The following is a 25829-nucleotide window of genomic DNA, read 5'->3' on the forward strand; positions in this document are numbered from 1 at the left end:
GGCAGGCGAAAAACTCTCACTAGGACCCGGAGAGAGCAATGCCTCCCAAGAAGAAGAAGGTCACGGGGCTTATCAAGCTCCAGATCCAGGCCGGTGCGGCCAACCCGGCTCCGCCGGTCGGCCCCGCACTGGGTCAGCACGGCGTCAACATCATGGAGTTCTGCAAGGCCTACAACGCCGCGACCGAGTCGCAGCGTGGCATGGTCGTGCCGGTGGAGATCACGGTCTACGAGGACCGTTCCTTCACCTTCGTCACCAAGACTCCGCCGGCCGCCAAGCTGATCCTCAAGGCCGCGGGTGTGGACAAGGGCTCCGGCGAGCCGCACAAGACCAAGGTTGCCAAGCTCACCGGCGCCCAGGTCCGCGAGATCGCCTCGGTCAAGATGCCCGACCTGAACGCCAACGACCTGGACGCCGCGTCGAAGATCATCGCCGGCACCGCCCGTTCCATGGGCATCACGGTCGAGGGCTGATCAGCTCCCCGTTCGACTCAGTGGTAGGGCCCGCGCTGGTCCGCACCACGACTCCATACCTGAAACCACAGGAGCAGAAGTGAAGCGCAGCAAGACTCTCCGCGCTGCGGACGCCAAGATCGACCGGGAGCGCAACTACGCCCCGCTCGAGGCCGTCCGTCTCGCCAAGGACACCGCAGCCACCAAGTTCGACGGCACCGTCGAGGTCGCCTTCCGCCTGGGCGTCGACCCTCGCAAGGCCGACCAGATGGTCCGTGGCACCGTCAACCTTCCGCACGGCACCGGCAAGACCGCCCGGGTCCTGGTCTTCGCGACCGGTGACCGTGCTGCGGCCGCGGAAGCCGCGGGCGCCGACATCGTCGGCTCCGACGAACTGATCGACGAGGTTGCGAAGGGCCGTCTGGACTTCGACGCCGTCGTCGCCACCCCGGACCTCATGGGCAAGGTCGGCCGCCTCGGCCGCGTGCTCGGTCCGCGTGGTCTGATGCCCAACCCGAAGACCGGCACCGTCACCATGGACGTCGTGAAGGCTGTCAACGACATCAAGGGCGGCAAGATCGAGTTCCGCGTCGACAAGCACTCGAACCTCCACTTCATCATCGGCAAGGTTTCCTTCGACGAGACGAAGCTGGTCGAGAACTACGCCGCGGCGCTGGAGGAGATCCTCCGTCTGAAGCCGTCCGCCGCGAAGGGCCGCTACATCAAGAAGGCGACCCTGACCACGACGATGGGCCCCGGCATCCCGCTGGACTCCAACCGCACCCGCAACCTCCTCGTCGAGGAGGACCCGGCCGCCGTCTGACACTGACGGCAGTCGCGGGTCTCGCGTACTGGAACCGGCCCCCGCAGCTCTTCTCGAGCTGCGGGGGCCGGTTTTATTCGGGGCGCGTCGTGGGTGGCGGACGATAGAGTCGCATCGCACTTGAAAATGAAGCAAAGTCCCGTGGGGGGATAGTGAGTTCGAAGTACCAGAAGCTGGCCGGGGTCATGCTGGCCGGCGCCCTGCTGTGCGGCACGGCCGCCTGTACGGGCGAGGACGAGAAGCCGTCGGGCAAGGGCAGGACGCCTGCCGCCCAGAAGCCCGTGGAGGTCTCTCCGGCCGCCGCCATCAAGAGGGCGGCGGCGAAGAACGAGAAGATCACCTCGCTCACCTACTCGATGAGCGGCAAGGTCCCGGGTGACGGTGCCATCGAGGCGCAGGCCTCCATGAGCATGAAGCCGCTCGCCATGCAGATGAAGATGAAGGGCGGCACGGGGGCCGACGCCGGAGAGGTCGAGATCCGCCTCGTCGGCGACGCGATGTACATGAACGGCGGGGAGCCGATCGAGCCGGGGAAGACCTGGATGAAGTTCGACCTCTCCGCACTCAAGGAGGCGGGCGGAAAGGACCCGATGGCGGGTCTGTCCGGCCCGGCGCAGCAGAACCCGGCCGAGGACTCCACGGCGCTGACCGCCTCCAAGGACCTCAAGAAGGTCGGCGAGCAGACCATCGACGGTGTCAGGACCACGCACTACAGCGGCACGGTCACGCTGGACGCCATGCGCAAGAGCCTCGAGAACGAGGACGCGGAGACGAAGAAGCGCCGTGAGAAGGGCTTCGAGCAGTACGAGAAGATGGGCGTCGAGAAGCTCACGATGGACATGTGGATCGACGGCAGCGACCACACCAAGCAGTTCCGCACCCGGAGCACGACCGACAAGGGCGCGCTGGACCTGACCATCAAGTTCCTGGACTACAACAAGCCGGTGACCGTGAAGGCCCCGCCGGCCGGCCAGACCCTGGACCTTGCCGCGATGATGAAGGACGCCGAGGGCGCGTGACGCAATCGGGTGGATTTGCCTGAGCGGGATCCGTTCCCGTACTCTTCCACAGAAGCCAAAGACCGCTGGTCGTTGCCGTGCTCTCGTACGAGAGTGCGGCGGCCGAAGGATCCGCTTAGCTGCGGACGTCCTGCGCAGGTGACTGTGGAAAGCTCCCGGACTTGTCCGGTCGAGCTACGCCCCGTGCGCCTGCGCCGGGGCGTTTCGTTTTGTTCAGCCCCTTCTGAGCGGTCCTCATCACCCGGAAGGAGGCCGACGCTCTATGGCAAGGCCCGACAAGGCTGCCGCGGTAGCCGAGCTCGCGGACCAGTTCCGCAGCTCGAACGCCGCCGTGCTGACCGAGTACCGGGGTCTCACCGTGGCGCAGCTCAAGACGCTGCGTCGTTCGCTCGGTGAGAACGCCCAGTACGCCGTGGTGAAGAACACGCTGACCAAGATTGCGGCCAACGAGGCCGGGATCACTTCGCTCGACGACCAGTTCACTGGTCCGACGGCGGTTGCCTTCATCACCGGTGACCCGGTGGAGTCGGCGAAGGGTCTTCGTGACTTCGCCAAGGACAACCCGAACCTGATCATCAAGGGCGGTGTCCTTGATGGCAAGGCGCTGTCCGCCGATGAGATCAAGAAGCTTGCGGACCTCGAGTCCCGCGAGGTTCTGCTCGCCAAGCTGGCGGGCGCCATGAAGGGCAAGCAGTCCCAGGCTGCCGCGCTCTTCCAGGCGCTTCCCTCGAAGTTCGTCCGCACCGCGGAGGCGCTTCGTGCCAAGAAGGCCGAGCAGGGCGGTGCCGAGTAATTCGGCTCGCGCATTGACCGCCGCCTGAGGCGACGGTCGCAGCGGGCCGAAAGTACGCCCGCCGACAAAGACAACCGGCACCTGCCGAATGAGTGGAAGGACGCCATCATGGCGAAGCTGTCCCAGGACGACCTGCTTGCGCAGTTCGAGGAGATGACCCTCATCGAGCTCTCCGAGTTCGTGAAGGCCTTCGAGGAGAAGTTCGACGTCACCGCTGCCGCCCCGGTCGCCGCTGCCGCCGTCGGCGCCCCGGGCGCCCCGGTCGAGGCCGCTGAGGAGCAGGACGAGTTCGACGTCATCCTCACCGGCGCCGGCGAGAAGAAGATCCAGGTCATCAAGGTCGTGCGTGAGCTGACCTCCCTGGGCCTGAAGGAGGCCAAGGACCTCGTCGACGGCACCCCGAAGCCGGTCCTCGAGAAGGTCGCCAAGGAGGCCGCTGAGAAGGCCGCCGAGTCCCTCAAGGCCGCGGGCGCGTCCGTCGAGGTCAAGTGACCTTCTGAGTCTCTGACTCAAGCCCCCTGGGGGCACAGCCAAGGGCGATCATCCATTCGGGTGGTCGCCCTTCGGCGTACCCGTGGCGGCTGCCTTGCACCGGCCCTCCTGCGGAGTATGGTGATCTTCGCCGTGCGCTCCCCACGCTGGTCAGTGACGATCCCCGCAGAGGGTTTGGGTTGGGGGGCCTTGACGAACCGCACGCAGCGCGCAATTCTCAGGACGCGTCGTCACAACGATCCGTATCCGAGGCATGGATCGACGACCGAACGGGCAGTATCGATGTGCGCCTCACGGCGCAGGGGTCGCGGAGTTGAGAACAACGAGGGTTGCGAAAACCCGCACTGGACATCAGTGTGCCAAGTGGCTACACTGACCCTTTGCGCTGCCTGTTAGCTGCCCCCTGCCCGTCACCAGGGGCTGCCCATGTATGAGCATTGGTTGATTGAACAGCCCTATCTGGGATTTCTCTCTCCGTGCACAGCATGGGACCGGTACGCGCGTAGTGAGTCCGAGCCCTCGGAAGGACCCCCTCTTGGCCGCCTCGCGCAACGCCTCGACCGCGAATACGAACAACGGCGCCAGCACTGCCCCGCTGCGCATCTCCTTTGCAAAGATCAAGGAGCCCCTCGAGGTTCCGAACCTCCTCGCGCTGCAGACCGAGAGCTTTGACTGGCTGCTCGGTAATGCCGCATGGAAGGCTCGTGTCGAGGCGGCTCTCGAGAACGGACAGGACGTCCCCACCAAGTCCGGTCTGGAAGAGATCTTCGAGGAGATCTCGCCGATCGAGGACTTCTCCGGGTCGATGTCGCTGACTTTCCGCGACCACCGCTTCGAGCCTCCGAAGAACTCCATCGACGAGTGCAAGGAGCGCGACTTCACGTACGCCGCCCCGCTCTTCGTCACCGCCGAGTTCACCAACAACGAGACCGGCGAGATCAAGTCCCAGACGGTCTTCATGGGCGACTTCCCGCTCATGACCAACAAGGGCACCTTCGTCATCAACGGCACCGAGCGTGTCGTGGTGTCGCAGCTGGTCCGCTCGCCGGGTGTCTACTTCGATTCCAACATCGACAAGACGTCCGACAAGGACATCTTCACGGCCAAGATCATCCCGTCCCGGGGTGCCTGGCTGGAGATGGAGATCGACAAGCGCGACATGGTCGGTGTCCGCATCGACCGCAAGCGCAAGCAGTCCGTCACCGTCCTGCTCAAGGCGCTCGGCTGGACCACCGAGCAGATCCTTGAGGAGTTCGGCGAGTACGAGTCGATGCGCGCCACCCTGGAGAAGGACCACACCCAGGGCCAGGACGACGCGCTGCTCGACATCTACCGCAAGCTGCGCCCGGGCGAGCCCCCGACGCGTGAGGCCGCTCAGACGCTGCTCGAGAACCTCTACTTCAACCCGAAGCGCTACGACCTCGCCAAGGTCGGCCGCTACAAGGTGAACAAGAAGCTCGGCGCGGACGAGCCGCTGGACGCCGGCGTGCTCACCTCGGACGACGTCATCGCCACCATCAAGTACCTGGTCAAGCTGCACGCCGGCGAGACCGAGACGGTCGGCGAGAGCGGCACCCAGATCGTCGTCGAGACCGACGACATCGACCACTTCGGCAACCGTCGTCTGCGCAACGTCGGCGAGCTCATCCAGAACCAGGTCCGTACGGGTCTGGCTCGTATGGAGCGCGTCGTGCGTGAGCGGATGACCACCCAGGACGTCGAGGCGATCACGCCGCAGACCCTGATCAACATCCGGCCGGTCGTCGCCTCCATCAAGGAGTTCTTCGGCACCAGCCAGCTGTCGCAGTTCATGGACCAGAACAACCCGCTGTCGGGTCTCACCCACAAGCGCCGTCTGTCGGCGCTCGGCCCGGGTGGTCTCTCCCGTGAGCGGGCCGGCTTCGAGGTCCGTGACGTGCACCCGTCGCACTACGGCCGCATGTGCCCGATCGAGACGCCTGAAGGCCCGAACATCGGTCTGATCGGCTCGCTCGCCTCCTACGGCCGGGTCAACGCGTTCGGCTTCGTCGAGACTCCGTACCGCAAGGTCACCGACGGCCAGGTCACCGACGAGGTGGACTACCTGACCGCCGACGAGGAGGACCGCTTCGTCATCGCTCAGGCGAACGCGACGCTCTCCGACGAGCTGCGCTTCACCGAGCCGCGTGTCCTGGTCCGCCGCCGTGGTGGTGAGGTCGACTACGTGCCGCCGACCGAGGTCGACTACATGGACGTCTCGCCGCGCCAGATGGTGTCGGTCGCGACCGCCATGATTCCGTTCCTCGAGCACGACGACGCCAACCGTGCCCTCATGGGCGCGAACATGATGCGCCAGGCCGTTCCGCTCATCAAGGCGGAGGCCCCGCTCGTCGGCACCGGCATGGAGTACCGCTGTGCCACCGACGCCGGTGACGTCATCAAGGCGGAGAAGGACGGTGCGGTCCAGGAGGTTTCGGCCGACTACGTCACCGTCGCCAACGACGACGGCACGTACACCACGTACCGCGTCGCGAAGTTCTCCCGCTCCAACCAGGGCACCTCGGTCAACCAGAAGGTCGTCGTGGCCGAGGGTGACCGGGTCGTCGAGGGCCAGGTCCTCGCCGACGGTCCGGCCACCGAGAACGGTGAGATGGCGCTCGGCAAGAACCTGCTGGTCGCGTTCATGCCGTGGGAGGGTCACAACTACGAGGACGCGATCATCCTGTCGCAGCGCCTCGTCCAGGACGACGTCCTCTCCTCGATCCACATCGAGGAGCACGAGGTCGACGCCCGTGACACCAAGCTCGGCCCCGAGGAGATCACCCGGGACATCCCGAACGTCTCCGAGGAGGTCCTCGCGGACCTGGACGAGCGCGGCATCATCCGTATCGGTGCCGAGGTCGTCGCCGGCGACATCCTCGTCGGCAAGGTCACGCCCAAGGGTGAGACCGAGCTGACCCCGGAGGAGCGTCTGCTCCGCGCGATCTTCGGCGAGAAGGCCCGTGAGGTCCGTGACACCTCGCTGAAGGTGCCGCACGGCGAGACCGGCAAGGTCATCGGTGTGCGTGTCTTCGACCGCGAGGAGGGCGACGAGCTTCCCCCCGGTGTGAACCAGCTGGTGCGCGTGTACGTGGCGCAGAAGCGAAAGATCACCGACGGTGACAAGCTCGCCGGCCGTCACGGCAACAAGGGCGTCATCTCCAAGATCCTGCCGATCGAGGACATGCCGTTCCTGGAGGACGGCACCCCGGTCGACATCATCCTCAACCCGCTGGGTGTCCCGTCCCGAATGAACCCGGGACAGGTCCTGGAGATCCACCTCGGCTGGCTCGCCAGCCGCGGCTGGGACGTCTCCGGGCTCGCGGACGACTGGGCCCAGCGCCTGCAGGCCATCGGCGCCGACCAGGTCGCCCCCGGCACCAACGTCGCGACCCCGGTCTTCGACGGTGCGCGCGAGGACGAGATCGCCGGTCTCTTCGAGGCCACGATCCCGAACCGCGACGGTGACCGTCTGGTCCAGGCGTCCGGCAAGGCCAACCTGTTCGACGGCCGCTCCGGCGAGCCGTTCCCGGACCCGATCTCCATCGGGTACATGTACATCCTCAAGCTCCACCACCTGGTCGACGACAAGCTGCACGCCCGTTCGACCGGTCCGTACTCGATGATCACCCAGCAGCCGCTGGGTGGTAAGGCCCAGTTCGGTGGCCAGCGATTCGGTGAGATGGAGGTGTGGGCGCTGGAGGCGTACGGCGCCGCCTACGCACTTCAGGAGCTCCTGACGATCAAGTCCGACGACGTGACCGGTCGCGTGAAGGTCTACGAGGCCATCGTCAAGGGCGAGAACATCCCCGAGCCCGGCATTCCCGAGTCCTTCAAGGTGCTCATCAAGGAAATGCAGTCGCTGTGCCTCAACGTGGAGGTGCTGTCCTCGGACGGCATGTCCATCGAGATGCGCGACACGGACGAGGACGTCTTCCGCGCTGCGGAGGAGCTCGGTATCGACCTGTCCCGGCGTGAGCCGAGCAGCGTCGAAGAGGTCTGACGGGTCTGGCCGGGACCTCCTTGTGAGGTCCCGGCCCTGCCCCGGACCCGTACAGACCATGATTGAGACGAGACCCCGAAAGAGGGATTGACGACAAGTGCTCGACGTCAACTTCTTCGACGAGCTGCGGATCGGCCTCGCCACCGCGGACGACATCCGGACCTGGTCGCACGGCGAAGTCAAGAAGCCGGAGACCATCAACTACCGCACGCTCAAGCCCGAGAAGGACGGACTCTTCTGCGAGAAGATCTTCGGTCCGACCCGGGACTGGGAGTGCTACTGCGGCAAGTACAAGCGTGTCCGCTTCAAGGGCATCATCTGTGAGCGCTGTGGCGTCGAGGTCACCCGCGCCAAGGTGCGTCGTGAGCGGATGGGCCACATTGAGCTGGCCGCTCCCGTCACCCACATCTGGTATTTCAAGGGCGTTCCGTCCCGGCTGGGCTACCTGCTCGACCTCGCCCCGAAGGACCTCGAGAAGGTCATCTACTTCGCCGCGTACATGATCACGTTCGTGGACGAGGAGCGCCGTACGCGCGACCTGCCGTCGCTGGAGGCGCATGTCTCCGTCGAGCGTCAGCAGATCGAGAACCGCCGCGACGCCGACCTCGAGGCCCGCGCCAAGAAGCTCGAGACCGACCTGGCCGAGCTCGAGGCCGAGGGTGCCAAGGCCGATGTGCGCCGCAAGGTGCGCGAGGGCGCCGAGCGTGAGATGAAGCAGCTGCGCGACCGTGCGCAGCGTGAGATCGACCGTCTCGACGAGGTGTGGAGCCGGTTCAAGAACCTCAAGGTCCAGGACCTCGAGGGCGACGAGCTGCTCTACCGCGAGCTGCGTGACCGCTTCGGCACGTACTTCGACGGTTCGATGGGTGCCGCGGCGCTGCAGAAGCGCCTGGAGTCCTTCGACCTGGAGGAGGAGGCCGAGCGTCTCCGCGAGATCATCCGTACCGGCAAGGGCCAGAAGAAGACCCGTGCGCTCAAGCGCCTCAAGGTCGTCTCCGCGTTCCTGCAGACCAGCAACAGCCCCAAGGGCATGGTGCTGGACTGCGTCCCGGTGATCCCGCCGGACCTGCGTCCGATGGTGCAGCTGGACGGTGGCCGCTTCGCGACCTCCGACCTGAACGACCTGTACCGCCGTGTGATCAACCGCAACAACCGCCTCAAGCGTCTCCTTGACCTCGGTGCTCCCGAGATCATCGTGAACAACGAGAAGCGGATGCTGCAGGAGGCCGTCGACGCCCTGTTCGACAACGGCCGCCGTGGTCGCCCGGTGACCGGTCCCGGTAACCGCCCGCTGAAGTCCCTGAGCGACATGCTCAAGGGCAAGCAGGGTCGTTTCCGTCAGAACCTGCTCGGTAAGCGTGTGGACTACTCCGCGCGTTCCGTCATCGTCGTCGGCCCGCAGCTCAAGCTGCACCAGTGCGGTCTGCCGAAGGCCATGGCACTGGAGCTCTTCAAGCCGTTCGTGATGAAGCGCCTGGTGGACCTGAACCACGCGCAGAACATCAAGTCGGCGAAGCGCATGGTCGAGCGCGGCCGCACGGTCGTGTACGACGTGCTCGAAGAGGTCATCGCCGAGCACCCGGTGCTGCTGAACCGTGCACCGACGCTGCACCGCCTCGGCATCCAGGCCTTCGAGCCGCAGCTGGTCGAGGGCAAGGCCATCCAGATTCACCCGCTCGTCTGCACCGCGTTCAACGCGGACTTCGACGGTGACCAGATGGCCGTGCACCTGCCGCTGTCCGCGGAGGCGCAGGCCGAGGCCCGCATCCTGATGCTGTCCTCGAACAACATCCTGAAGCCGGCGGACGGCCGTCCCGTCACCATGCCGACCCAGGACATGGTGCTGGGCCTGTTCTTCCTCACCACGGACGAGGAAGAGCGCAAGGTGATCGGCGAGGGCCGGTCCTTCGGCTCCACGGCCGAGGCGATCATGGCGTTCGACGCCCGCGAGCTCTCGCTCCAGGCGAAGGTCGACATCCGCTTCCCCGTCGGCACCATTCCGCCGCGCGGCTGGGTCCCCCCGGTCGACGACGAGGGTGACGAGGGCATCGGTGCCGGTGCATGGCAGCAGGGCGACAGCTTCCGGCTGCGTACGACCCTGGGCCGCGCGCTCTTCAACGAGCTGCTGCCCGAGGACTACCCGTTCGTCGACTACTCGGTGGGCAAGAAGCAGCTCTCCGAGATCGTCAACGACCTGGCCGAGCGCTACCCCAAGGTCATCGTGGCCGCGACGCTCGACAACCTGAAGGCGGCCGGCTTCTTCTGGGCCACCCGCTCCGGTGTCACCGTCGCCATCTCCGACGTCGTCGTTCCCGAGGCGAAGAAGGCGATCGTCGCGTCGTACGAGGCTCAGGACGAGAAGGTCCAGAAGCAGTACGAGCGTGGTCTGATCACCAAGGAAGAGCGCACGCACGAGCTCATCAACATCTGGACCCGCGCGACCAACGAGGTCGCCGACGCGATGAACGCGAACTTCCCGAAGACCAACCCCATCTTCATGATGGTCAACTCGGGTGCTCGCGGAAACATGATGCAGATGCGTCAGATCGCCGGTATGCGTGGTCTGGTGTCCAACGCCAAGAACGAGACGATTCCGCGTCCCATCAAGGCGTCGTTCCGTGAGGGCCTGTCCGTGCTGGAGTACTTCATCTCCACGCACGGTGCCCGTAAGGGTCTGGCGGACACCGCCCTGCGTACCGCCGACTCGGGTTACCTCACCCGTCGTCTGGTGGACGTCTCGCAGGACGTCATCATCCGCGAGGAGGACTGCGGCACCGACCGCGGCCTCAAGCTGCGGATCGCCGAGAACGTCGACGGTGCGCTGCGCAAGGCGGAGGACGTCGAGACCTCGGTCTACGCCCGTATGCTCGCCGAGGACGTCGTCGTCGACGGCAAGGTCATCGCGCCTGCCAATGTCGACCTCGGTGACGTGCTCATCGACGCGCTCGTCGCCGCGGGCGTCGAGGAGGTCAAGACCCGCTCGGTCCTGACCTGTGAGTCCGCGGTCGGCACCTGTGCGTACTGCTACGGCCGTTCGCTCGCCACCGGCAAGCTGGTCGACATCGGTGAGGCGGTCGGCATCATCGCCGCCCAGTCCATCGGTGAGCCCGGCACGCAGCTGACGATGCGTACCTTCCACACCGGTGGTGTGGCCGGTGACGACATCACCCAGGGTCTGCCCCGTGTCGTCGAGCTCTTCGAGGCTCGTACGCCCAAGGGTGTCGCCCCGATCTCGGAGGCGGCCGGCCGCGTCCGTATCGAGGAGACCGAGAAGACCAAGAAGCTCGTCGTCACCCCCGACGACGGCAGCGACGAGACGGCGTTCCCGATCTCGAAGCGTGCCCGTCTGCTGGTGGGCGAGGGCGACCACGTCGAGGTGGGCCAGAAGCTCACCGTGGGTGCCACCAACCCGCACGACGTGCTGCGGATCCTCGGTCAGCGCGCGGTCCAGGTCCACCTGGTCGGCGAGGTCCAGAAGGTCTACAACTCGCAGGGTGTGTCGATCCACGACAAGCACATCGAGATCATCATCCGGCAGATGCTGCGCCGTGTGACGATCATCGAGTCCGGCGACGCGGAGCTGCTGCCGGGCGAGCTCGTGGAGCGCTCGAAGTTCGAGACCGAGAACCGTCGTGTGGTCACTGAGGGCGGTCACCCCGCCTCCGGCCGTCCGCAGCTGATGGGTATCACCAAGGCCTCGCTGGCGACCGAGTCGTGGCTGTCGGCGGCGTCCTTCCAGGAGACGACCAGGGTTCTGACCGACGCGGCGATCAACGCCAAGTCGGACTCCCTGATCGGCCTCAAGGAGAACGTCATCATCGGTAAGCTCATCCCGGCCGGTACGGGTCTGGCCCGCTACCGCAACATCCGGGTCGAGCCGACCGAAGAGGCCAAGGCCGCGATGTACTCGGCCGTCGGCTACGACGACATCGACTACTCGCCGTTCGGCACGGGCTCCGGCCAGGCCGTTCCGCTGGAGGACTACGACTACGGTCCGTACAACCAGTAAGGCGTAGGTCGGACCGAAGGGCGGTCACCCCGTTTCGTACGGGGTGACCGCCCTTCGGCGTGCTCCGGGACGGTTCAGCGTCGGAGCTCGAGATACGGCTGGAGGTGGTGCAGCCGTGTGTGGTGGTCGGGGTGCGAGGAGAGCAGCGTGCTCAGCGGGCTCTCCTCGACCGGGGCGCCACCGTTGTGCGCCCGCAGCGCCGCGCGGTGCTCCTCTTCGGCGTGGTGCAGCTTGTCGAGTACGGCGGCCAGCATGGGAGCGAAGCCGAGAGCGGCCGCGTGCTGGTCGGCCCGTAGCTCGGCACGCCGGCTGACGGCGGCGAGGGCGTAGGGCAGGACGAGGATCAGCAGCGGCAGCCCGTACAGCGTGCTGACGGTGACGGCGGCGATGCTGCCGAAGGCGAGCAGGAGGAAGCCGGCACCGAAGCAGGAGAAGACGCGGGAGACCTTGAAAACGACCCTGCCCATGCCACGCAGCACACGCCAGACGAGGCGGCCGGGCAGGGCGTACCAGTAGCCGAGGAGCGAGGACCAGGCGTGGCCGCCGACATGGTGGCCGAGCTCGTGCGCCATCACGGCGGCGAGCTCGCCGTTGGGCAGCTCGTTCATGGCGAAGCGGGTGACGCCGACGATATGCCCCGCGGCGGCGACGGCGTTCAGGCTGTCGCTGTCCTCCACCCACAGTTCGTAGGTACGCCCCTCGACGCCTGCCCGTGCGGTGACCTCCCGCCAGACCGGCTCGAGTTTGGCCCGCTCCTGGGCAGTGGGGTGGCGCAGCCGCAGCAGATGACGGGCGACGGCGCTCTCGGTCGGCCGGTGGAAGATCAGAAGCCCGCTGGCCAGCCACGCCAGGACGACGAGGATTCCGAACCCGCCGAAGAACAGGGACACGAGAGCGACGACGAGCAGACTGCAGAGGAAGTGGGGGAGCGCGAGCAGCAGGTTCCCGATGGCGGTGGCATCCGCGCCGCGCTGGTGGGCGGCGAGGTGGACGCGACGCTGGTCTGTGGCGATGTGGTGGGGGTGCGGAGGCGAGGGGACGGAGGGTTCCGGGGGCGTCGAGTGCGTGGGCTCCTGGGGGTACTGCGGGGGTGCTTCGGCCTGCGGGTACGGCGGTGGGGCCGCCGGGGCGGTGGTGGTGGGGTAGGTGGGCGGCGTTTCGGCCTGGGGATAGGGCGGTGGGGCGGTGGTGGTGGGGTAGGTGGGCGGCGTTTCGGCCTGGGGATAGGGCGGTGGGGCGGCGGTGGTCGGGTAGGTGGGCGGCGTTTCGGCCTGCGGGTACAGCGGTGGGGCGGCGGTGGTCGGGTAGGTGGGCGGCGTTTCGGCCTGCGGGTACAGCGGTGGGGCCGGGGCGGTGACGGTCGGGTACTGCGTTGGTACGGCGCTCGTCGGGTATTGCGGGTACTGCGGGTATTCGGGCGGTGTCGGGGTGGACGGGTAAGCGGGTTCCGGCGGCTGGGCGCCCGGTGGGTGGGTCATCGTCGTTTTCCTTCATCTGTGGGGACGTCAGCCGATGAGCAGTGAGGCCGGGAGCAGCACCATGCCGACGCAGAACGCGATCGGGCCGGTGCGGATCCACCTGTGCTTGCACGCGGCGATACTGCTGGTCTCGTCGGTGAGGAGCCGCTCGGAGGCGGGGGAGCCGGCCGCGGGCGGAGAGGTGGCGGTGGTGTCCGGCGGGGTCATGAGGCCCTCGGGCCCGAGGGGTCCTGGGGCGGCGCCGCTACCTCGGGCGGTGCCGGGATGTCGGTCCAGGCCGGGGAGTAGCCGCCGGGCGCGGGCGGGGTGTGCGACGGGGGAGGCGGGTAGGGGGTGGCGGATGCGGCGTGGGGTGATGCGCTGCCCCGGGCCGCCGGTGCCGGAGCTCCGGAGGCGTACGGGGCGGGGCCTGCGTTCCCGGGGTCGGGCTGCCACGTCGGCTGCTGCGGCTCCGCCCCGGCCGGCAGAGCCCCCTGGTGACCGTTCCCCTGAGGCGGCGGTGCCGGCGAGGCGGGGCCCTGCTGGCGGATCAGGTCGTTGACGGCGCGCAGCGCGTGCTTCGCCGACTCGGCCTTCTGGTAGTCCTCCAGACCGTCCCCGCCGATCAGCTCCAGCTGACTCTGGATGAGGGCCAGCTGGTCCCGTCGGATGCTGTTCATCACCAGGTCGGTGTCCTCGGGGTGCTGGGCCAGATGCAGTGCCCAGGCCGCGACCCCGCCGTGCTGGAGGTGGTACTGGTAGAACTCGATCTTCCGCGCCGTCAGCTCCTGCGCCTGCTGCTGGCGCAGGACCTCCAGTTCGTGCACCTGCTGCGCCTGCCGCAGCCGGTACTGATGTTCGGGGTCGAGCATCTCGTTCTTGTAGCGCAGGCTCCGCTGCCGCTTGCGGTGCGCGATCGCCTCTTCGTCGAGCCGCATCCGCACCAGGCAGGACACCGCGAGCCCGATGCCCGCGGCGAATCCCCCTGTCTCGACCGCCTGCTGGACGGCCGCTTCGGCCGCCGGGCTGTTCTCGATCGAGAAGCGGCGGCTGACCGGCCGGGCGAGGTGGTGGAGCTCCCGGGCAAGCCGTGTCGGTACGTCGCGTTCGCCGCCCGCCACATAGGCGACCGGGTCGCTGACCCGCCAGGTCAGATCGGCGACGGCGCCGAAAGCGAAGGCATCGTCGTCACTGGGCAGCTCCAGCTCCAGCTGGACGGGATGGCTGCCCATGTCGACCTCGTACACCGAGGTGTAGCGCCGGGTCGCCGCGTCCGCCCGCGTCGGGCGGTGCGGCGGGATGAACACGTCGTACGAGCCCTTGGCCATTGCGAAGACCAGGGCGTGGTCGATGGCCATGACCGGTCTGCGGGCCGTGTAGTCGAATCGGGAGATCGGTCGGACCGTGAGCACGGGGTCGATCAACTGGCTGTGCCGGTCGGCCTGTTGCTGCCATTCCGGCTGACGGCGGAAGTCCGCCATAGGGGTCAACTCCTCAGGGGGTCGAAGGCATCGGAAAGATTCAGACGAAGCGTTCGGCGGGCGCGGGGGTCGTCGGGCCCGCCGGGTGGAGCACCGTCAGGAGGCGGGCGGCGATCTCGGGCCGCGGGCCGCCGTCCTCGGCGCGCAGGGTCTGCAGCAGATGGCTCAGCCGGTCGCGGTCGGCGGCCGTGCTGACCAGTGCGGGCACCAGCAGCTCCAGCGCCTGCGCCGTGTCGGCCCGCCGCTCGGCGGCGTACAGCCAGGTCCGCAGCGCTTCCATCGCCTGCTTGGTGTGGGCGCGGTCGCCCAGGGCGGTGCGCCAGAGCGTGGCGAGATCACGGGCGGATTCAGCGTCGTACATGCCGTACTCCGTGTACCACTCGACGAGCCCGCCCTCCTCGGAGTTGTCGCAGGCGCGCACGAACGAGGCGAGGGCGAGGGCGCGGACCGCCGGGGTGTCGAGGTAGAGCAGCCGCACCAGTTCGGAGAGCATCTCCCTGCGGCTGCCCCCGGAGAGGAGCAGGGCCGTCGATTCGATGAGGTTGTCGCGCTCCGCGTTGCTGCTGTTGTCGGCCCGGGCGCGGGCGGCGAGCGCGTCCAGGGCCGGTCCGGCCAGATCGGGCCGCAGCGGAGCAAGCAGCGCGAAGGCACGGATCGCGGTCCAGCGGCGGGCCCAGTGAGCGTCGGTGCACCACTGCGAGAGCAGCCGCACGATCACGGGGGCGTCCAGCAGCTGCGCGAGCGTGAGGGTGTTGGCCGCGGTGACCCGGGGTCCGAAGGCGCGGGAGACCGCCCACCCGTCGACCAGCAGTGCCATCGTCGAGGGCAGATCCGCCGCCGCGAGCAAGGCGGTGGCGGCCGCCGCACGGGTGCGGACCAGCGGGCGGCCGTCGCGGGCCAGTTGCTTGAGCCAGTCGACCAGGGCGGGCCGTGCCGAGGGGTGCCCCGTCCACACCTCCGTCAGCAGGGCGCGCGGGGTGCCGGCCTCGTCGAACTGCGCCATGTACTGGGGGGCGGGGCCCCAGTCGGTCGTCTCGTTCCGCAGCTCGCCGCCGGCGCGCGCGAGGCCCAGCCGGTCGGTGACCGCGGGACCGAACACGGGGATCTCCGGGGGCTGTTCGGGGTGCTGGAGCCGCTGGAAGTGGACGAAGAGTTTGTCGGCGAGCTCCGCGGCCAGCACGTACGGCGCCTGGTCGAAGACCGCCAGCGAGATCAGGAAGGCCTTGTCCCGCAGCCCGAGCGCGGGGTCGCTAAGCCAGGTGCGGCACTGCTTCTCGACCGCGGCGAGACCGAACCCCGCGAGCCGCCCGAGCGCCTCCTCGCTGCCGTCGTACGCGGCCAGTCCTTCGGCGAAGTCGGCCGCCTCGGCGGGCCGGTGGTGGCCGTGCGCCAGGAACTCCCGCACCGGTGCGAGTGCGAGCAGTGACTCGACGTCATCCTCCGTACGCCGGGCTGCCACATGCGCGCGCAGAACGGCCTCGGCCTGCGGCGGCGTCCACGGCGCTGGTGTGACGCCCAGCAGGTACGGCGAGTTCTCGACGGTGATCACGAGATAGCCGTCGGACGCCTTGAGCCGGTCACGGGCGGAGTACAGGTGGGTGTCGCGCAGGGGCTTGTTGCGGCTCAGGGGCATGTCGTGGAGCACATGGCCGCCCGGCTGCGCGAGCTGTGCGGGCAGCGCCGCCGGGCTGGTCTCGGGCTGCAGGGCGCGTACGGCGGGGACGCCCACACGGTGCAGCAGCATCAGCGCGGCCGCGCTGCGTCCGGTCGCATGGGCGCCCGACAGCACCAGGACCCGCTCGTCGCGCAGCCGTTGGAGGGCAGCCGCGAAGGCCGGGGTCTCCACGAAGACGGTGGCGAGCCGGTCGAGCCGCATGCGCGGGATCTCCCCGGAGGCGTGAGCGGGCCCGGCCGCCGGGCCGTAGTGGTGAATCTCGGTCTTGCCGCCCATGAAGACGTCACCGGAGACCTGCCCTCCGGACACCCCGTGCTGGGCCCCACCCACCAGCGAGCCGCCGAAGGCCGCGGACGCGCCGAGGATGAACCCCGGGGCGTGCGCGAAGAGTTCACGCTGCGCGGCGCGCGCCTCCTGTGACTGCTCCTCGGGTTCCGTCGCCTCGGTCCCCTCCGTCGCCGACGGGCTCGGGTCCGGGGTCGGCGGTTGCTGCTGAGCGGGTGGTACGGCGCCGGGGAAGTGGTCCGCCTGCGGGGGTACGTTCATGCCGGCTCACCCTGCTCCGGTCGGCGGGAGCCGGAGACGGAGTCCGCCCCGGAGCCCGAGCTGCCGAGGTGAACGTCGCCCGTGACCTGCCCGCCGGACACCCCGTGCTGGTCGCCGCCGACCAGCGAGCCGCCGAAGCCGGGGGCGCCGCCGTTGAAGTTGAAGACGACGGCCCCGGGAGCGGCGGCCTGCTGCGGTCCCCGAGCCGGACCCTGCTGCGGTCCCGGAGCCGGGCCCTGCTTCGGCCCGGTGCCGCAGCCCCCCTCCTGCCCCGGCACCGGGCCGCCCCCCGTCCCCGTATCCCCGTGGTCCTTCTGCGGGCCTGTGCCCTCCTTCGGTACCGGCCCGTGCAGCCACGCCTCCAGTGGGCCGTTCTTGCTGCTGACGGTGATGGGGCGGAAGTCCTCGGCCGGGATGCCGGGATGGCTGTGCCGCACGATCCCGGCGTACACGCTTTGTGAGACGCACAGGGCGAAGTCGTCGGTGCGCTCACGCAGCGCTGCCCGCAGGATGTCCGTGTCGAGGAGCCTGCACGCGTGGTTGAGGTCGGAACCGACCCATCCGTCGTGCCCGTCGACCGCGACATATCCCGTCGCGACGACGGCGCGCAGCCGGATCTGGGCGGAGCTCGACGCCATCCGGTTCACAGCACGCAATTGGGCCGGCACTTCGGACAGGAGTGCCCGCAGCAGCGCGGTCACCGAGGCATTGGCGTCGATGAGGTCCATGACACAGTCACCGCGGTCCGCCCGTCGGCGCAGCGTCTCGTCGATGCCGGCGGACTCCAGGGTGCGGTCGGTGATGTCGTAGAGCATGCGCCGCAGATAGGCCTGCTCGATGTCGTCCCGGTCGCTGTACCTCTCGATGTCGAGCAGCAGGATCGTCCGGCTCACGGGGTCGGTCATGGTCGCCTTCCGGTGGGGTGCCGTATCGGGCAGAAGCGTGGCGGCCGGAAGGCGGGGATGGTGAGGGCGGATGACGCACTCGGAGTGTGACCGTGTGCACAGAGTCACTCGTGCGGGTCGCGTGGCTACGGAGGACGGAGAGCGGAGCGAGGGGTGCCGAGGGTGCAGAGGGTGCGGGGACGGAAGCGGCGGGGGACCCGGGCGCGCGCCTCAGAGGGCGGGGTGCTCGGCGCGCGCGATGCGCCGCAGTATGTCCGGCCGCCTGATCAGCAGGGCACGCCGTCCGGTCGCCACCGCCTCGCGGGCCCGCAGCTCCTTGAGCAGGCGCTGCACCATCTCCCGCGAGGCCCCGATGGAGCCTGCGAGCTCCTGCTTGCTGAGCGGTACGGACAGCTCGATCCCTTCGTCCGTACGCCGCCCATGGGTCCGTGCCAGGTCGAGCAGCAGTGCGGCGAAGCGTTCCCGCACGCTCATGGACGCGAACTCCAGCCGACGCCGGTCCGCGGCCCGGGTGCGGTCGGAGGTGAGTCCGAGCAGGGCGAAGGACACGGCGGGGGACCGGCCGAGGAAGTCGGTGAAGCGCTCGCGCTCCACGGCGACGGCGCCCACAGCCTCCAGGGCGGTCACCGTCGCCGACCGCGGCCGTCCGGTCAGCGCGGCGGATTCCCCGATGATGTCGCCCGGACCGCGCAGGGCGAGCAGGGCCTCGTACCCGTTGGCGGCGGACGCGGTGACCTTGGTCCAGCCGCGCAGGATGAACAGGACGTGCGACGAGGGCTCGTTCTGGTGCAGTACGAGGACACGGGCCGCGAAGTCGAGCGCGTGTCCGAGCGCGAGAAGCGCGGAGCGGTCGTCGCTTTCGAGCCGCGCGAGAAAGGGCACCCGGTCGTCCAGGCCACCGTCGCCGGGTAAGTACGCCGCCGTCATACAGTCCCCCCGTTGTCACAGCGAGCGATCAACCTACTAAAGACCGGTAGCGCGGGACGGCGAACGACAGGGATGGGCCGCAGACGGAACCTTCCGGAAACGAATCGCCGACGGAAGTCCGGCGTGTCGCCCGTGCCTGCATTTGTTTTGACCGAACTCGGTGCGGTAGGTACGCTCAGACCTTGTGCCTGGGGTGTGCCTGGGCTCGTGTGCGTGTCCTCAACCGCATGTCGGGTCCGAGATCGGCCACCGCAATCTGCGTCTCCTCAGCTTCACGGCGAGGGGCTTGCAGTATTCGACACACCCGACCGCGTGGGTCGGCGACGTTCCAGGTTAGCTTCACGAACGGCACACAGAAACCGGAGAAGTAGTGCCTACGATCCAGCAGCTGGTCCGGAAGGGCCGGCAGGACAAGGTCGAGAAGAACAAGACGCCCGCACTCGAGGGTTCCCCTCAGCGCCGCGGCGTCTGCACGCGTGTGTTCACGACCACCCCGAAGAAGCCGAACTCGGCCCTGCGGAAGGTCGCGCGTGTGCGTCTGACCTCCGGGATCGAGGTCACGGCTTACATTCCGGGTGAGGGACACAACCTGCAGGAGCACTCCATCGTGCTCGTGCGTGGTGGCCGTGTGAAGGACCTGCCGGGTGTTCGTTACAAGATCATCCGTGGTTCCCTCGACACCCAGGGTGTCAAGAACCGCAAGCAGGCCCGCAGCCGCTACGGCGCCAAGAAGGAGAAGTAAGAATGCCTCGTAAGGGCCCCGCCCCGAAGCGCCCGGTCATCATCGACCCGGTCTACGGTTCTCCTCTGGTGACCTCGCTCATCAACAAGATCCTGCTCAACGGCAAGCGTTCCACCGCCGAGCGGATCGTCTACGGCGCCATGGAAGGCCTCCGCGAGAAGACCGGCGCTGACCCGGTCATCACGCTGAAGCGCGCTCTCGAGAACGTCAAGCCGTCTCTCGAGGTCAAGTCCCGCCGTGTCGGTGGCGCCACCTACCAGGTGCCGATCGAGGTCAAGCCCGGTCGCGCCGCCACCCTCGCACTCCGCTGGGTCGTGGGTTACTCCCGCGCCCGCCGTGAGAAGACCATGACCGAGCGCCTCATGAACGAACTGCTGGACGCCTCCAACGGCCTCGGCGCTTCGGTCAAGAAGCGTGAGGACACGCACAAGATGGCCGAGTCCAACAAGGCCTTCGCGCACTACCGCTGGTAGTCGCTACCCACATCGAGACCGAGAGAAGATTGAGCCTTATGGCCACCACTTCGCTTGACCTGGCCAAGGTCCGCAACATTGGGATCATGGCCCACATCGACGCGGGCAAGACGACGACCACCGAGCGCATTCTGTTCTACACCGGTGTGAGCTACAAGATCGGTGAGGTCCACGACGGCGCTGCCACGATGGACTGGATGGAGCAGGAGCAGGAGCGCGGCATCACCATCACGTCCGCCGCGACAACCTGTCACTGGCCGCTCGAGGACGTCGACCACACCATCAACATCATCGACACCCCGGGTCACGTCGACTTCACCGTCGAGGTGGAGCGTTCGCTCCGCGTCCTCGACGGCGCTGTGACCGTGTTCGACGGTGTCGCCGGTGTGGAGCCCCAGTCCGAGACCGTCTGGCGTCAGGCGGACCGCTACGGCGTTCCGCGTATCTGCTTCGTCAACAAGCTCGACCGCACGGGCGCCGAGTTCCACCGCTGTGTCGACATGATCGTGAACCGCCTCGGCGCCACTCCGATCGTCATGCAGCTTCCGATCGGTGCCGAGGCCGACTTCAAGGGCATCGTCGACCTCGTTCGTATGAAGGCTCTTGTCTGGTCCGCCGAGGCCACCAAGGGCGAGATGTACGACGTCGTCGACATCCCGGCCACGCACGCCGAGGCCGCCGAGGAGTGGCGCGGCAAGCTGGTCGAGACGGTCGCGGAGAACGACGAAGAGATCATGGAGCTGTACCTGGAGGGCCAGGAGCCCACCGAGGAGCAGCTGTACGCCGCGATCCGTCGTATCACCATCGCCTCCGGCAAGGGCGGCGAGACCACGGTCACCCCGGTGTTCTGTGGTACCGCGTTCAAGAACAAGGGCGTTCAGCCCCTGCTCGACGCCGTTGTGCGCTACCTCCCCTCCCCCCTGGACGTCGAGGCCATCGAGGGCCACGACGTCAAGGACCCGGAGCAGGTCGTCTCCCGCAAGCCGTCCGAGAGCGAGCCGCTGTCGGCGCTCGCCTTCAAGATCGCGAGCGACCCGCACCTCGGCAAGCTCACCTTCATCCGGGTCTACTCGGGTCGCCTGGAGGCCGGCACCGCGGTGCTGAACTCCGTCAAGGGCAAGAAGGAGCGCATCGGCAAGATCTACCGTATGCACGCGAACAAGCGTGAGGAGATCGACGCCGTGGGCGCCGGCGACATCGTCGCCGTCATGGGCCTGAAGCAGACCACCACCGGTGAGACGCTGTGCGACGAGAAGAACCCGGTGATCCTGGAGTCCATGGACTTCCCGGCGCCGGTCATTCAGGTCGCCATCGAGCCCAAGTCCAAGGGTGACCAGGAGAAGCTGGGTGTGGCCATCCAGCGTCTCGCGGAGGAGGACCCCTCCTTCCAGGTCCACTCGGACGAGGAGACCGGCCAGACCATCATCGGTGGTATGGGCGAGCTTCACCTCGACGTCCTCGTCGACCGTATGCGCCGCGAGTTCAAGGTCGAGGCCAACGTCGGCAAGCCGCAGGTCGCGTACCGCGAGACGATCCGCAAGGCCGTCGAGCGTCACGACTACACCCACAAGAAGCAGACCGGTGGTACCGGTCAGTTCGCCAAGGTGCAGATCGCGATCGAGCCGATCGAGGGCGGCGACGCCTCGTACGAGTTCGTGAACAAGGTCACCGGTGGCCGTATCCCGAAGGAGTACATCCCTTCGGTGGACGCCGGTGCGCAGGAGGCCATGCAGTTCGGCATCCTGGCCGGCTACGAGATGACGGGCGTCCGCGTCATTCTTCTCGACGGTGGCTACCACGAGGTCGACTCCTCCGAGCTGGCGTTCAAGATTGCCGGTTCGCAGGCGTTCAAGGAGGCCGCGCGCAAGGCTTCGCCCGTGCTTCTCGAGCCGATGATGTCCGTCGAGGTCACCACGCCCGAGGACTACATGGGTGAGGTCATCGGCGACATCAACTCCCGCCGTGGCCAGATCCAGGCCATGGAGGAGCGCAGCGGCGCTCGCGTCGTGAAGGGCCTCGTGCCCCTCTCGGAGATGTTCGGCTATGTCGGAGACCTCCGCAGCAAGACCTCGGGTCGCGCAAGCTACTCGATGCAGTTCGACTCCTACGCCGAGGTTCCCCGGAACGTCGCCGAGGAGATCATCGCGAAGGCCAAGGGCGAGTAACTCTTCCGAGTACACGCTTTAGGCTTGTCACCGGATTCTCCGGGGCATCCACGCAACCGCGACGGATGCCCCGGGGGCCGGCATCCCAGCAAAGATCACCTGGCGCCGATGAGTAAGGCGTACAGAACCACTCCAGGAGGACCACAGTGGCGAAGGCGAAGTTCGAGCGGACTAAGCCGCACGTCAACATCGGCACCATCGGTCACATCGACCACGGTAAGACGACCCTCACGGCCGCCATTACCAAGGTGCTGCATGACGCGTACCCGGACCTGAACGAGGCCTCGGCCTTCGACCAGATCGACAAGGCTCCTGAGGAGCGCCAGCGCGGTATCACCATCTCCATCGCGCACGTCGAGTACCAGACCGAGTCGCGTCACTACGCCCACGTCGACTGCCCCGGTCACGCGGACTACATCAAGAACATGATCACGGGTGCCGCGCAGATGGACGGCGCGATCCTCGTGGTTGCCGCGACCGACGGCCCGATGCCGCAGACCAAGGAGCACGTGCTCCTGGCCCGCCAGGTCGGCGTTCCCTACATCGTGGTGGCCCTGAACAAGGCCGACATGGTGGACGACGAGGAGATCCTGGAGCTCGTCGAGCTCGAGGTCCGTGAGCTCCTCTCCGAGTACGAGTTCCCGGGCGACGACCTGCCGGTCGTCAAGGTCTCGGCGCTCAAGGCGCTCGAGGGCGACGCCGAGTGGGGCCAGACCGTTCTCGACCTGATGAAGGCCGTCGACGAGTCGATCCCGCAGCCCGAGCGTGACGTCGACAAGCCGTTCCTGATGCCGATCGAGGACGTCTTCACGATCACCGGTCGTGGCACGGTCGTCACCGGCCGCATCGAGCGTGGTGTCCTCAAGGTCAACGAGACCGTCGACATCGTCGGTATCAAGACCGAGAAGACCACCACCACGGTCACCGGCATCGAGATGTTCCGCAAGCTGCTCGACGAGGGCCAGGCCGGTGAGAACGTCGGTCTGCTCCTCCGTGGCATCAAGCGCGAGGACGTCGAGCGCGGCCAGGTCATCATCAAGCCGGGTTCGGTCACGCCGCACACCAGCTTCGAGGCCCAGGCCTACATCCTGTCGAAGGACGAGGGTGGCCGTCACACCCCGTTCTTCAACAACTACCGCCCGCAGTTCTACTTCCGTACCACGGACGTGACCGGCGTCGTGACCCTCCCCGAGGGCACCGAGATGGTCATGCCGGGCGACAACACCACCATGACCGTCGAGCTGATCCAGCCCGTCGCCATGGAGGAGGGCCTCAAGTTCGCCATCCGTGAGGGTGGCCGGACCGTCGGCGCCGGCCAGGTCACCAAGATCAACAAGTAATTGTTGACGCTGTGACCTGGTAGCTCGCTGAGCTGCAAGAAGGGCCCCGCACCGAGAGGTGCGGGGCCCTTCGCCATGTGCGGCCCGCGCCGGCCGGGGTGCGCACCGCCGGCCTGCGCCGCCCCGTCAGCCGGCGGCGCCGACCCGGGGGGACCAGGTCCAGGGGTGCCCGTCCGCGCCCAGGCCGACGACGGTCGGCCCTTCGGTGGTGATGTGCAGGGAGGGGAGGTCCAGTGCCAGGGGCCCGGTCGCTCGCGTCAACAGCCTTCCGTCCAGACCCAGTTGGACCCGGCCCCGCAGATCCCTGCCGAGCAGTACGGTCCCCTCCCGGCTGCCGGCCGCCGTGAGCGGCCCGTAGCCGTCGAAGCGCATGGCCGGCACCTGCTCGCCGTCGGCGCTCATCGAGATCAGACGGGGCGAGGCCGTACCGCGGCCGTCCTCGGCGGACACGCGCTTCCACGGCCGCTCCGTGCGGAAGAGCAGCTGGACCGTGCCGTCCCTGCCCGGGAGAGCGGCGGGGGAGCCGACAGCGAGCGGCAGCGCGCTGTCGAAGCGGTGCGTCAGCGGTCCACCGGGCCAGTCCTGCGTCCAGTGATGGATGCCGTTGTGGCCCGCGCCGAAGACATGGACCCGGCCCTCGCTGTCCACCACGACCGTCAGACCGTCCTGGGTCTCGCCGCCCCCGAGGTGCTGCCAGCCGCCCCAGCTGCCGCCGGTGTCCCGGACCCGGCTGCTCACGCCTTTGTCCGCGTTGCGCACGAACAGATGCACCCGGCCGTCGGGAGCCGTGACCGCGACCGGGACACCGATCCGCCGCCCCCGGTCGTCGTTGCGCTCCGGATTGCCGAGCCCGCGCCAGGGGAGGAACGGGCCGCCGGCGGAGCGCTGTTCCAGCAGCACGATCTCGCGGGCGTTGTCCCCACCGTGCCCGCTGATCGCTTTGAACCGCAGCCCGAACACCAGCTGACGGCCGTCCTGCAGTCCAGCCGTGCCGAGGGCCGGCGCGAGCGGGCCCCCGCCGAGGTCGTCCGGGGTGCCCCACCGGCCGCTGCCGCGCTCGGTCTCGCGCCAGCGCACCGCGCGCAGCCCGAGTACTCCGTACGCGGCGAGCCGGCCGTCCGGTTCGGCCGCCACCGCGGGGCGGGCGCCCGGATAGCGGTAGTGGGTGGAACGGACCCAGCCCTTCCTGTTCTTCAGCGGGCGGCTGCCGCCAACGCCGTAGTCGCCGCAGCCGGCCGCGTTGCCGCAGTCCCAGCCCGCGTCGCCGCCGTACGGCACCAGATTGTCGGCCTTGCGCTTGAGCACGCCCGGGGGGAGGTTCTTCGGCCAGTGCCGGTTGTAGTAGCCGCGGAACGCGGTGGCGACGAACGCCGGAACCTCGCCGCCGTTCTGAGTGGACTCGGCGACCCAGCGGACCAGCGCGGCCCAGCTGAAGGAGGCCACGGCCGTGTGGTCGGCGTGGTCGGAGTAGCCGCGCTGCTCGCTGTCCCTCTTCCGGGTCGCCTCGTCGCTGTACTGGATGTCCGGGTCGGGGTCGAGCGTCTGCACGACGGTGGGCCGGTAGCGGTCCAGCAGCCCGACGAGGACGTCGACCAGCTGGTCGTAGTCGTACGAGTCGGCCTGGCGCACCGGGGAGTCGTCGGCGACGACGGTCGGCAGGTGCAGGGACCGGTCCCGCCACAGGCTCGGCAGGCCGAGCCGGCGCGCGCGGGGGGTGTGCATGGCGAGGTTGAGGAAGATCAGCTCGACTCTGCGGGGCCCGTTGGCGAGGACGTTGATCTCGGCCCGCAGGTCGCCGCGCAGGTCGACGACGCCCTTGCGCCAGTCGCTGAACTTGTCCAGACCGAGCAGCGCGGCGTACGCCTGGCGCAGGCCCTGGTGACGGGCGGAGGAGTACGCGTTCTTGTCGGGGAGCGGTCTCGGCTGCCCAGGGGGCCTGTTGACGCCGTTGGCCTCGCCCGCGGTGACGTACACACAGACCAGCGGAACCCCGGAGTCCAGCATCTGCTGGGTGTCGGGATTCATGAAGTAGAGGTCGTCGTCCGGGTGCGCGAGGATCTGCATCAGCTGCGCGCGCCGGGAGTTGGCGATGGGCATCCCGGGCGCGGGATCGGCGACGGGGCCGGTGCGGCGCGGGGCGGGCACGGAGCAGGAGGTGACGGCGCCGGCCGCCATCAGGGCGGTCAGCGCGGCGACGACGCTGCGCCGGCGGGGCCGTCTCTCGCGCCGCGCGGCGTGTGCCGTGTCGGCAGCGCCCTGCCCGCCCCCGGATATCTCCTCGTCCCCTGCAGGCGCGGCCGTGGGCAGCGCGAGGACAGCTCCGTCGTTCACTTGTGCTCCGTCCGCTTCCCCCGCAGCGGGCGGGCTGTGTTCTGCCCCCGTCTGCGTACTGTGATCTCCCCATGCGCGAACGGGCTGGTCAGACCTCCGTTCTGCGCTCAACTAGACGGGAGTTCGAGGCGGGAGGTTGCCTGCGGGCGGGGGAGTGTGACGCCCGACTCGTCGTGGC

The 25829-nt window shown here is 68.2% G+C and carries 18 protein-coding genes; 11 read left to right on the forward strand and 7 right to left on the reverse strand.

Features of this window, described 5'->3' with window-relative positions:
• Positions 1 to 38: 38 nt before the first annotated feature.
• The 7 genes from rplK to ACFYWI_RS03675 all read left to right on the forward strand — a co-directional run bounded on the left by rplK (position 39) and on the right by ACFYWI_RS03675 (position 11609).
• A complete protein-coding gene (gene rplK / locus ACFYWI_RS03645) occupies positions 39 to 473 on the forward strand; it encodes a 50S ribosomal protein L11 (RefSeq protein ID WP_389224752.1) in 435 nt (144 codons plus the stop codon).
• Between the two features lie 79 nt (positions 474 to 552).
• A complete protein-coding gene (gene rplA / locus ACFYWI_RS03650) occupies positions 553 to 1275 on the forward strand; it encodes a 50S ribosomal protein L1 (RefSeq protein ID WP_389224754.1) in 723 nt (240 codons plus the stop codon).
• A 185-nt stretch (positions 1276 to 1460) separates the two neighbouring features.
• Positions 1461 to 2294, forward strand: a complete 834-nt coding sequence (locus tag ACFYWI_RS03655) for a DUF6612 family protein (RefSeq protein ID WP_389225215.1) — start codon at positions 1461 to 1463, stop codon at positions 2292 to 2294.
• A 262-nt stretch (positions 2295 to 2556) separates the two neighbouring features.
• Entirely contained in the window at positions 2557 to 3087 is a 531-nt protein-coding gene (gene rplJ, locus ACFYWI_RS03660; RefSeq protein WP_389224756.1) for a 50S ribosomal protein L10, read from the forward strand.
• Between the two features lie 108 nt (positions 3088 to 3195).
• The gene (gene rplL / locus ACFYWI_RS03665) at positions 3196 to 3579 is read left to right on the forward strand and encodes a 50S ribosomal protein L7/L12 (protein WP_389224758.1); all 384 of its coding nucleotides are present in this window, start codon (positions 3196 to 3198) and stop codon (positions 3577 to 3579) included.
• A 535-nt stretch (positions 3580 to 4114) separates the two neighbouring features.
• Entirely contained in the window at positions 4115 to 7600 is a 3486-nt protein-coding gene (gene rpoB / locus ACFYWI_RS03670) for a DNA-directed RNA polymerase subunit beta (RefSeq protein ID WP_389224760.1), read from the forward strand.
• 97 nt (positions 7601 to 7697) lie between these two features.
• On the forward strand, positions 7698 to 11609 hold the full coding sequence (locus ACFYWI_RS03675; RefSeq protein WP_389224762.1) for a DNA-directed RNA polymerase subunit beta': 3912 nt from the start codon (positions 7698 to 7700) through the stop codon (positions 11607 to 11609).
• Positions 11610 to 11683: 74 nt separating this feature from the next.
• On the opposite strand, the gene ACFYWI_RS03680 is transcribed toward ACFYWI_RS03675, so the two are convergent.
• The 6 genes from ACFYWI_RS03680 to ACFYWI_RS03705 all read right to left on the reverse strand — a co-directional run bounded on the left by ACFYWI_RS03680 (position 11684) and on the right by ACFYWI_RS03705 (position 18600).
• Positions 11684 to 13087: a M48 family metalloprotease gene (locus ACFYWI_RS03680; RefSeq protein WP_389224765.1), complete on the reverse strand. Its 1404-nt coding sequence runs from the start codon at positions 13085 to 13087 to the stop codon at positions 11684 to 11686.
• 27 nt (positions 13088 to 13114) lie between these two features.
• Positions 13115 to 13294, reverse strand: coding sequence for a hypothetical protein (locus ACFYWI_RS03685; RefSeq protein WP_389224767.1), 180 nt, complete (start codon positions 13292 to 13294; stop codon positions 13115 to 13117).
• The gene (locus ACFYWI_RS03690) at positions 13291 to 14547 is read right to left on the reverse strand and encodes a PE-PGRS family protein (protein WP_389224769.1); all 1257 of its coding nucleotides are present in this window, start codon (positions 14545 to 14547) and stop codon (positions 13291 to 13293) included. Before ACFYWI_RS03690 ends, ACFYWI_RS03685 begins: the two co-directional genes overlap by 4 nt.
• Before the next feature lie 40 nt (positions 14548 to 14587).
• The gene (locus ACFYWI_RS03695; protein ID WP_389224771.1) at positions 14588 to 16768 is read right to left on the reverse strand and encodes a hypothetical protein; all 2181 of its coding nucleotides are present in this window, start codon (positions 16766 to 16768) and stop codon (positions 14588 to 14590) included.
• Positions 16765 to 17673, reverse strand: coding sequence for a hypothetical protein (locus tag ACFYWI_RS03700; RefSeq protein ID WP_389224773.1), 909 nt, complete (start codon positions 17671 to 17673; stop codon positions 16765 to 16767). The genes ACFYWI_RS03695 and ACFYWI_RS03700 overlap by 4 nt, the downstream gene beginning before the upstream one ends.
• 210 nt (positions 17674 to 17883) lie before the next feature.
• On the reverse strand, positions 17884 to 18600 hold the full coding sequence (locus ACFYWI_RS03705) for a Crp/Fnr family transcriptional regulator (RefSeq protein ID WP_389224775.1): 717 nt from the start codon (positions 18598 to 18600) through the stop codon (positions 17884 to 17886).
• Positions 18601 to 18970: 370 nt separating this feature from the next.
• Between ACFYWI_RS03705 and rpsL the strand changes: the two genes are divergently transcribed.
• The 4 genes from rpsL (at position 18971) to tuf (ending at position 23320) form a co-directional block, all read left to right on the forward strand.
• Positions 18971 to 19342, forward strand: coding sequence for a 30S ribosomal protein S12 (gene rpsL, locus ACFYWI_RS03710; protein WP_003948652.1), 372 nt, complete (start codon positions 18971 to 18973; stop codon positions 19340 to 19342).
• Between the two features lie 2 nt (positions 19343 to 19344).
• Positions 19345 to 19815, forward strand: coding sequence for a 30S ribosomal protein S7 (gene rpsG, locus ACFYWI_RS03715; protein WP_147987673.1), 471 nt, complete (start codon positions 19345 to 19347; stop codon positions 19813 to 19815).
• A 38-nt stretch (positions 19816 to 19853) separates the two neighbouring features.
• On the forward strand, positions 19854 to 21980 hold the full coding sequence (fusA, locus tag ACFYWI_RS03720; protein ID WP_389224777.1) for an elongation factor G: 2127 nt from the start codon (positions 19854 to 19856) through the stop codon (positions 21978 to 21980).
• A gap of 146 nt (positions 21981 to 22126) precedes the next feature.
• Entirely contained in the window at positions 22127 to 23320 is a 1194-nt protein-coding gene (gene tuf / locus ACFYWI_RS03725; protein WP_189886878.1) for an elongation factor Tu, read from the forward strand.
• Positions 23321 to 23446: 126 nt separating this feature from the next.
• Here the strand turns inward: tuf and ACFYWI_RS03730 are convergent, their stop codons facing one another.
• A complete protein-coding gene (locus tag ACFYWI_RS03730; RefSeq protein WP_389225217.1) occupies positions 23447 to 25495 on the reverse strand; it encodes a PIG-L family deacetylase in 2049 nt (682 codons plus the stop codon).
• Positions 25496 to 25829 lie beyond the last annotated feature (334 nt).

Source organism: Streptomyces sp. NPDC002889 (assembly GCF_042888425.1).
Taxonomy (GTDB): domain Bacteria; phylum Actinomycetota; class Actinomycetes; order Streptomycetales; family Streptomycetaceae; genus Streptomyces.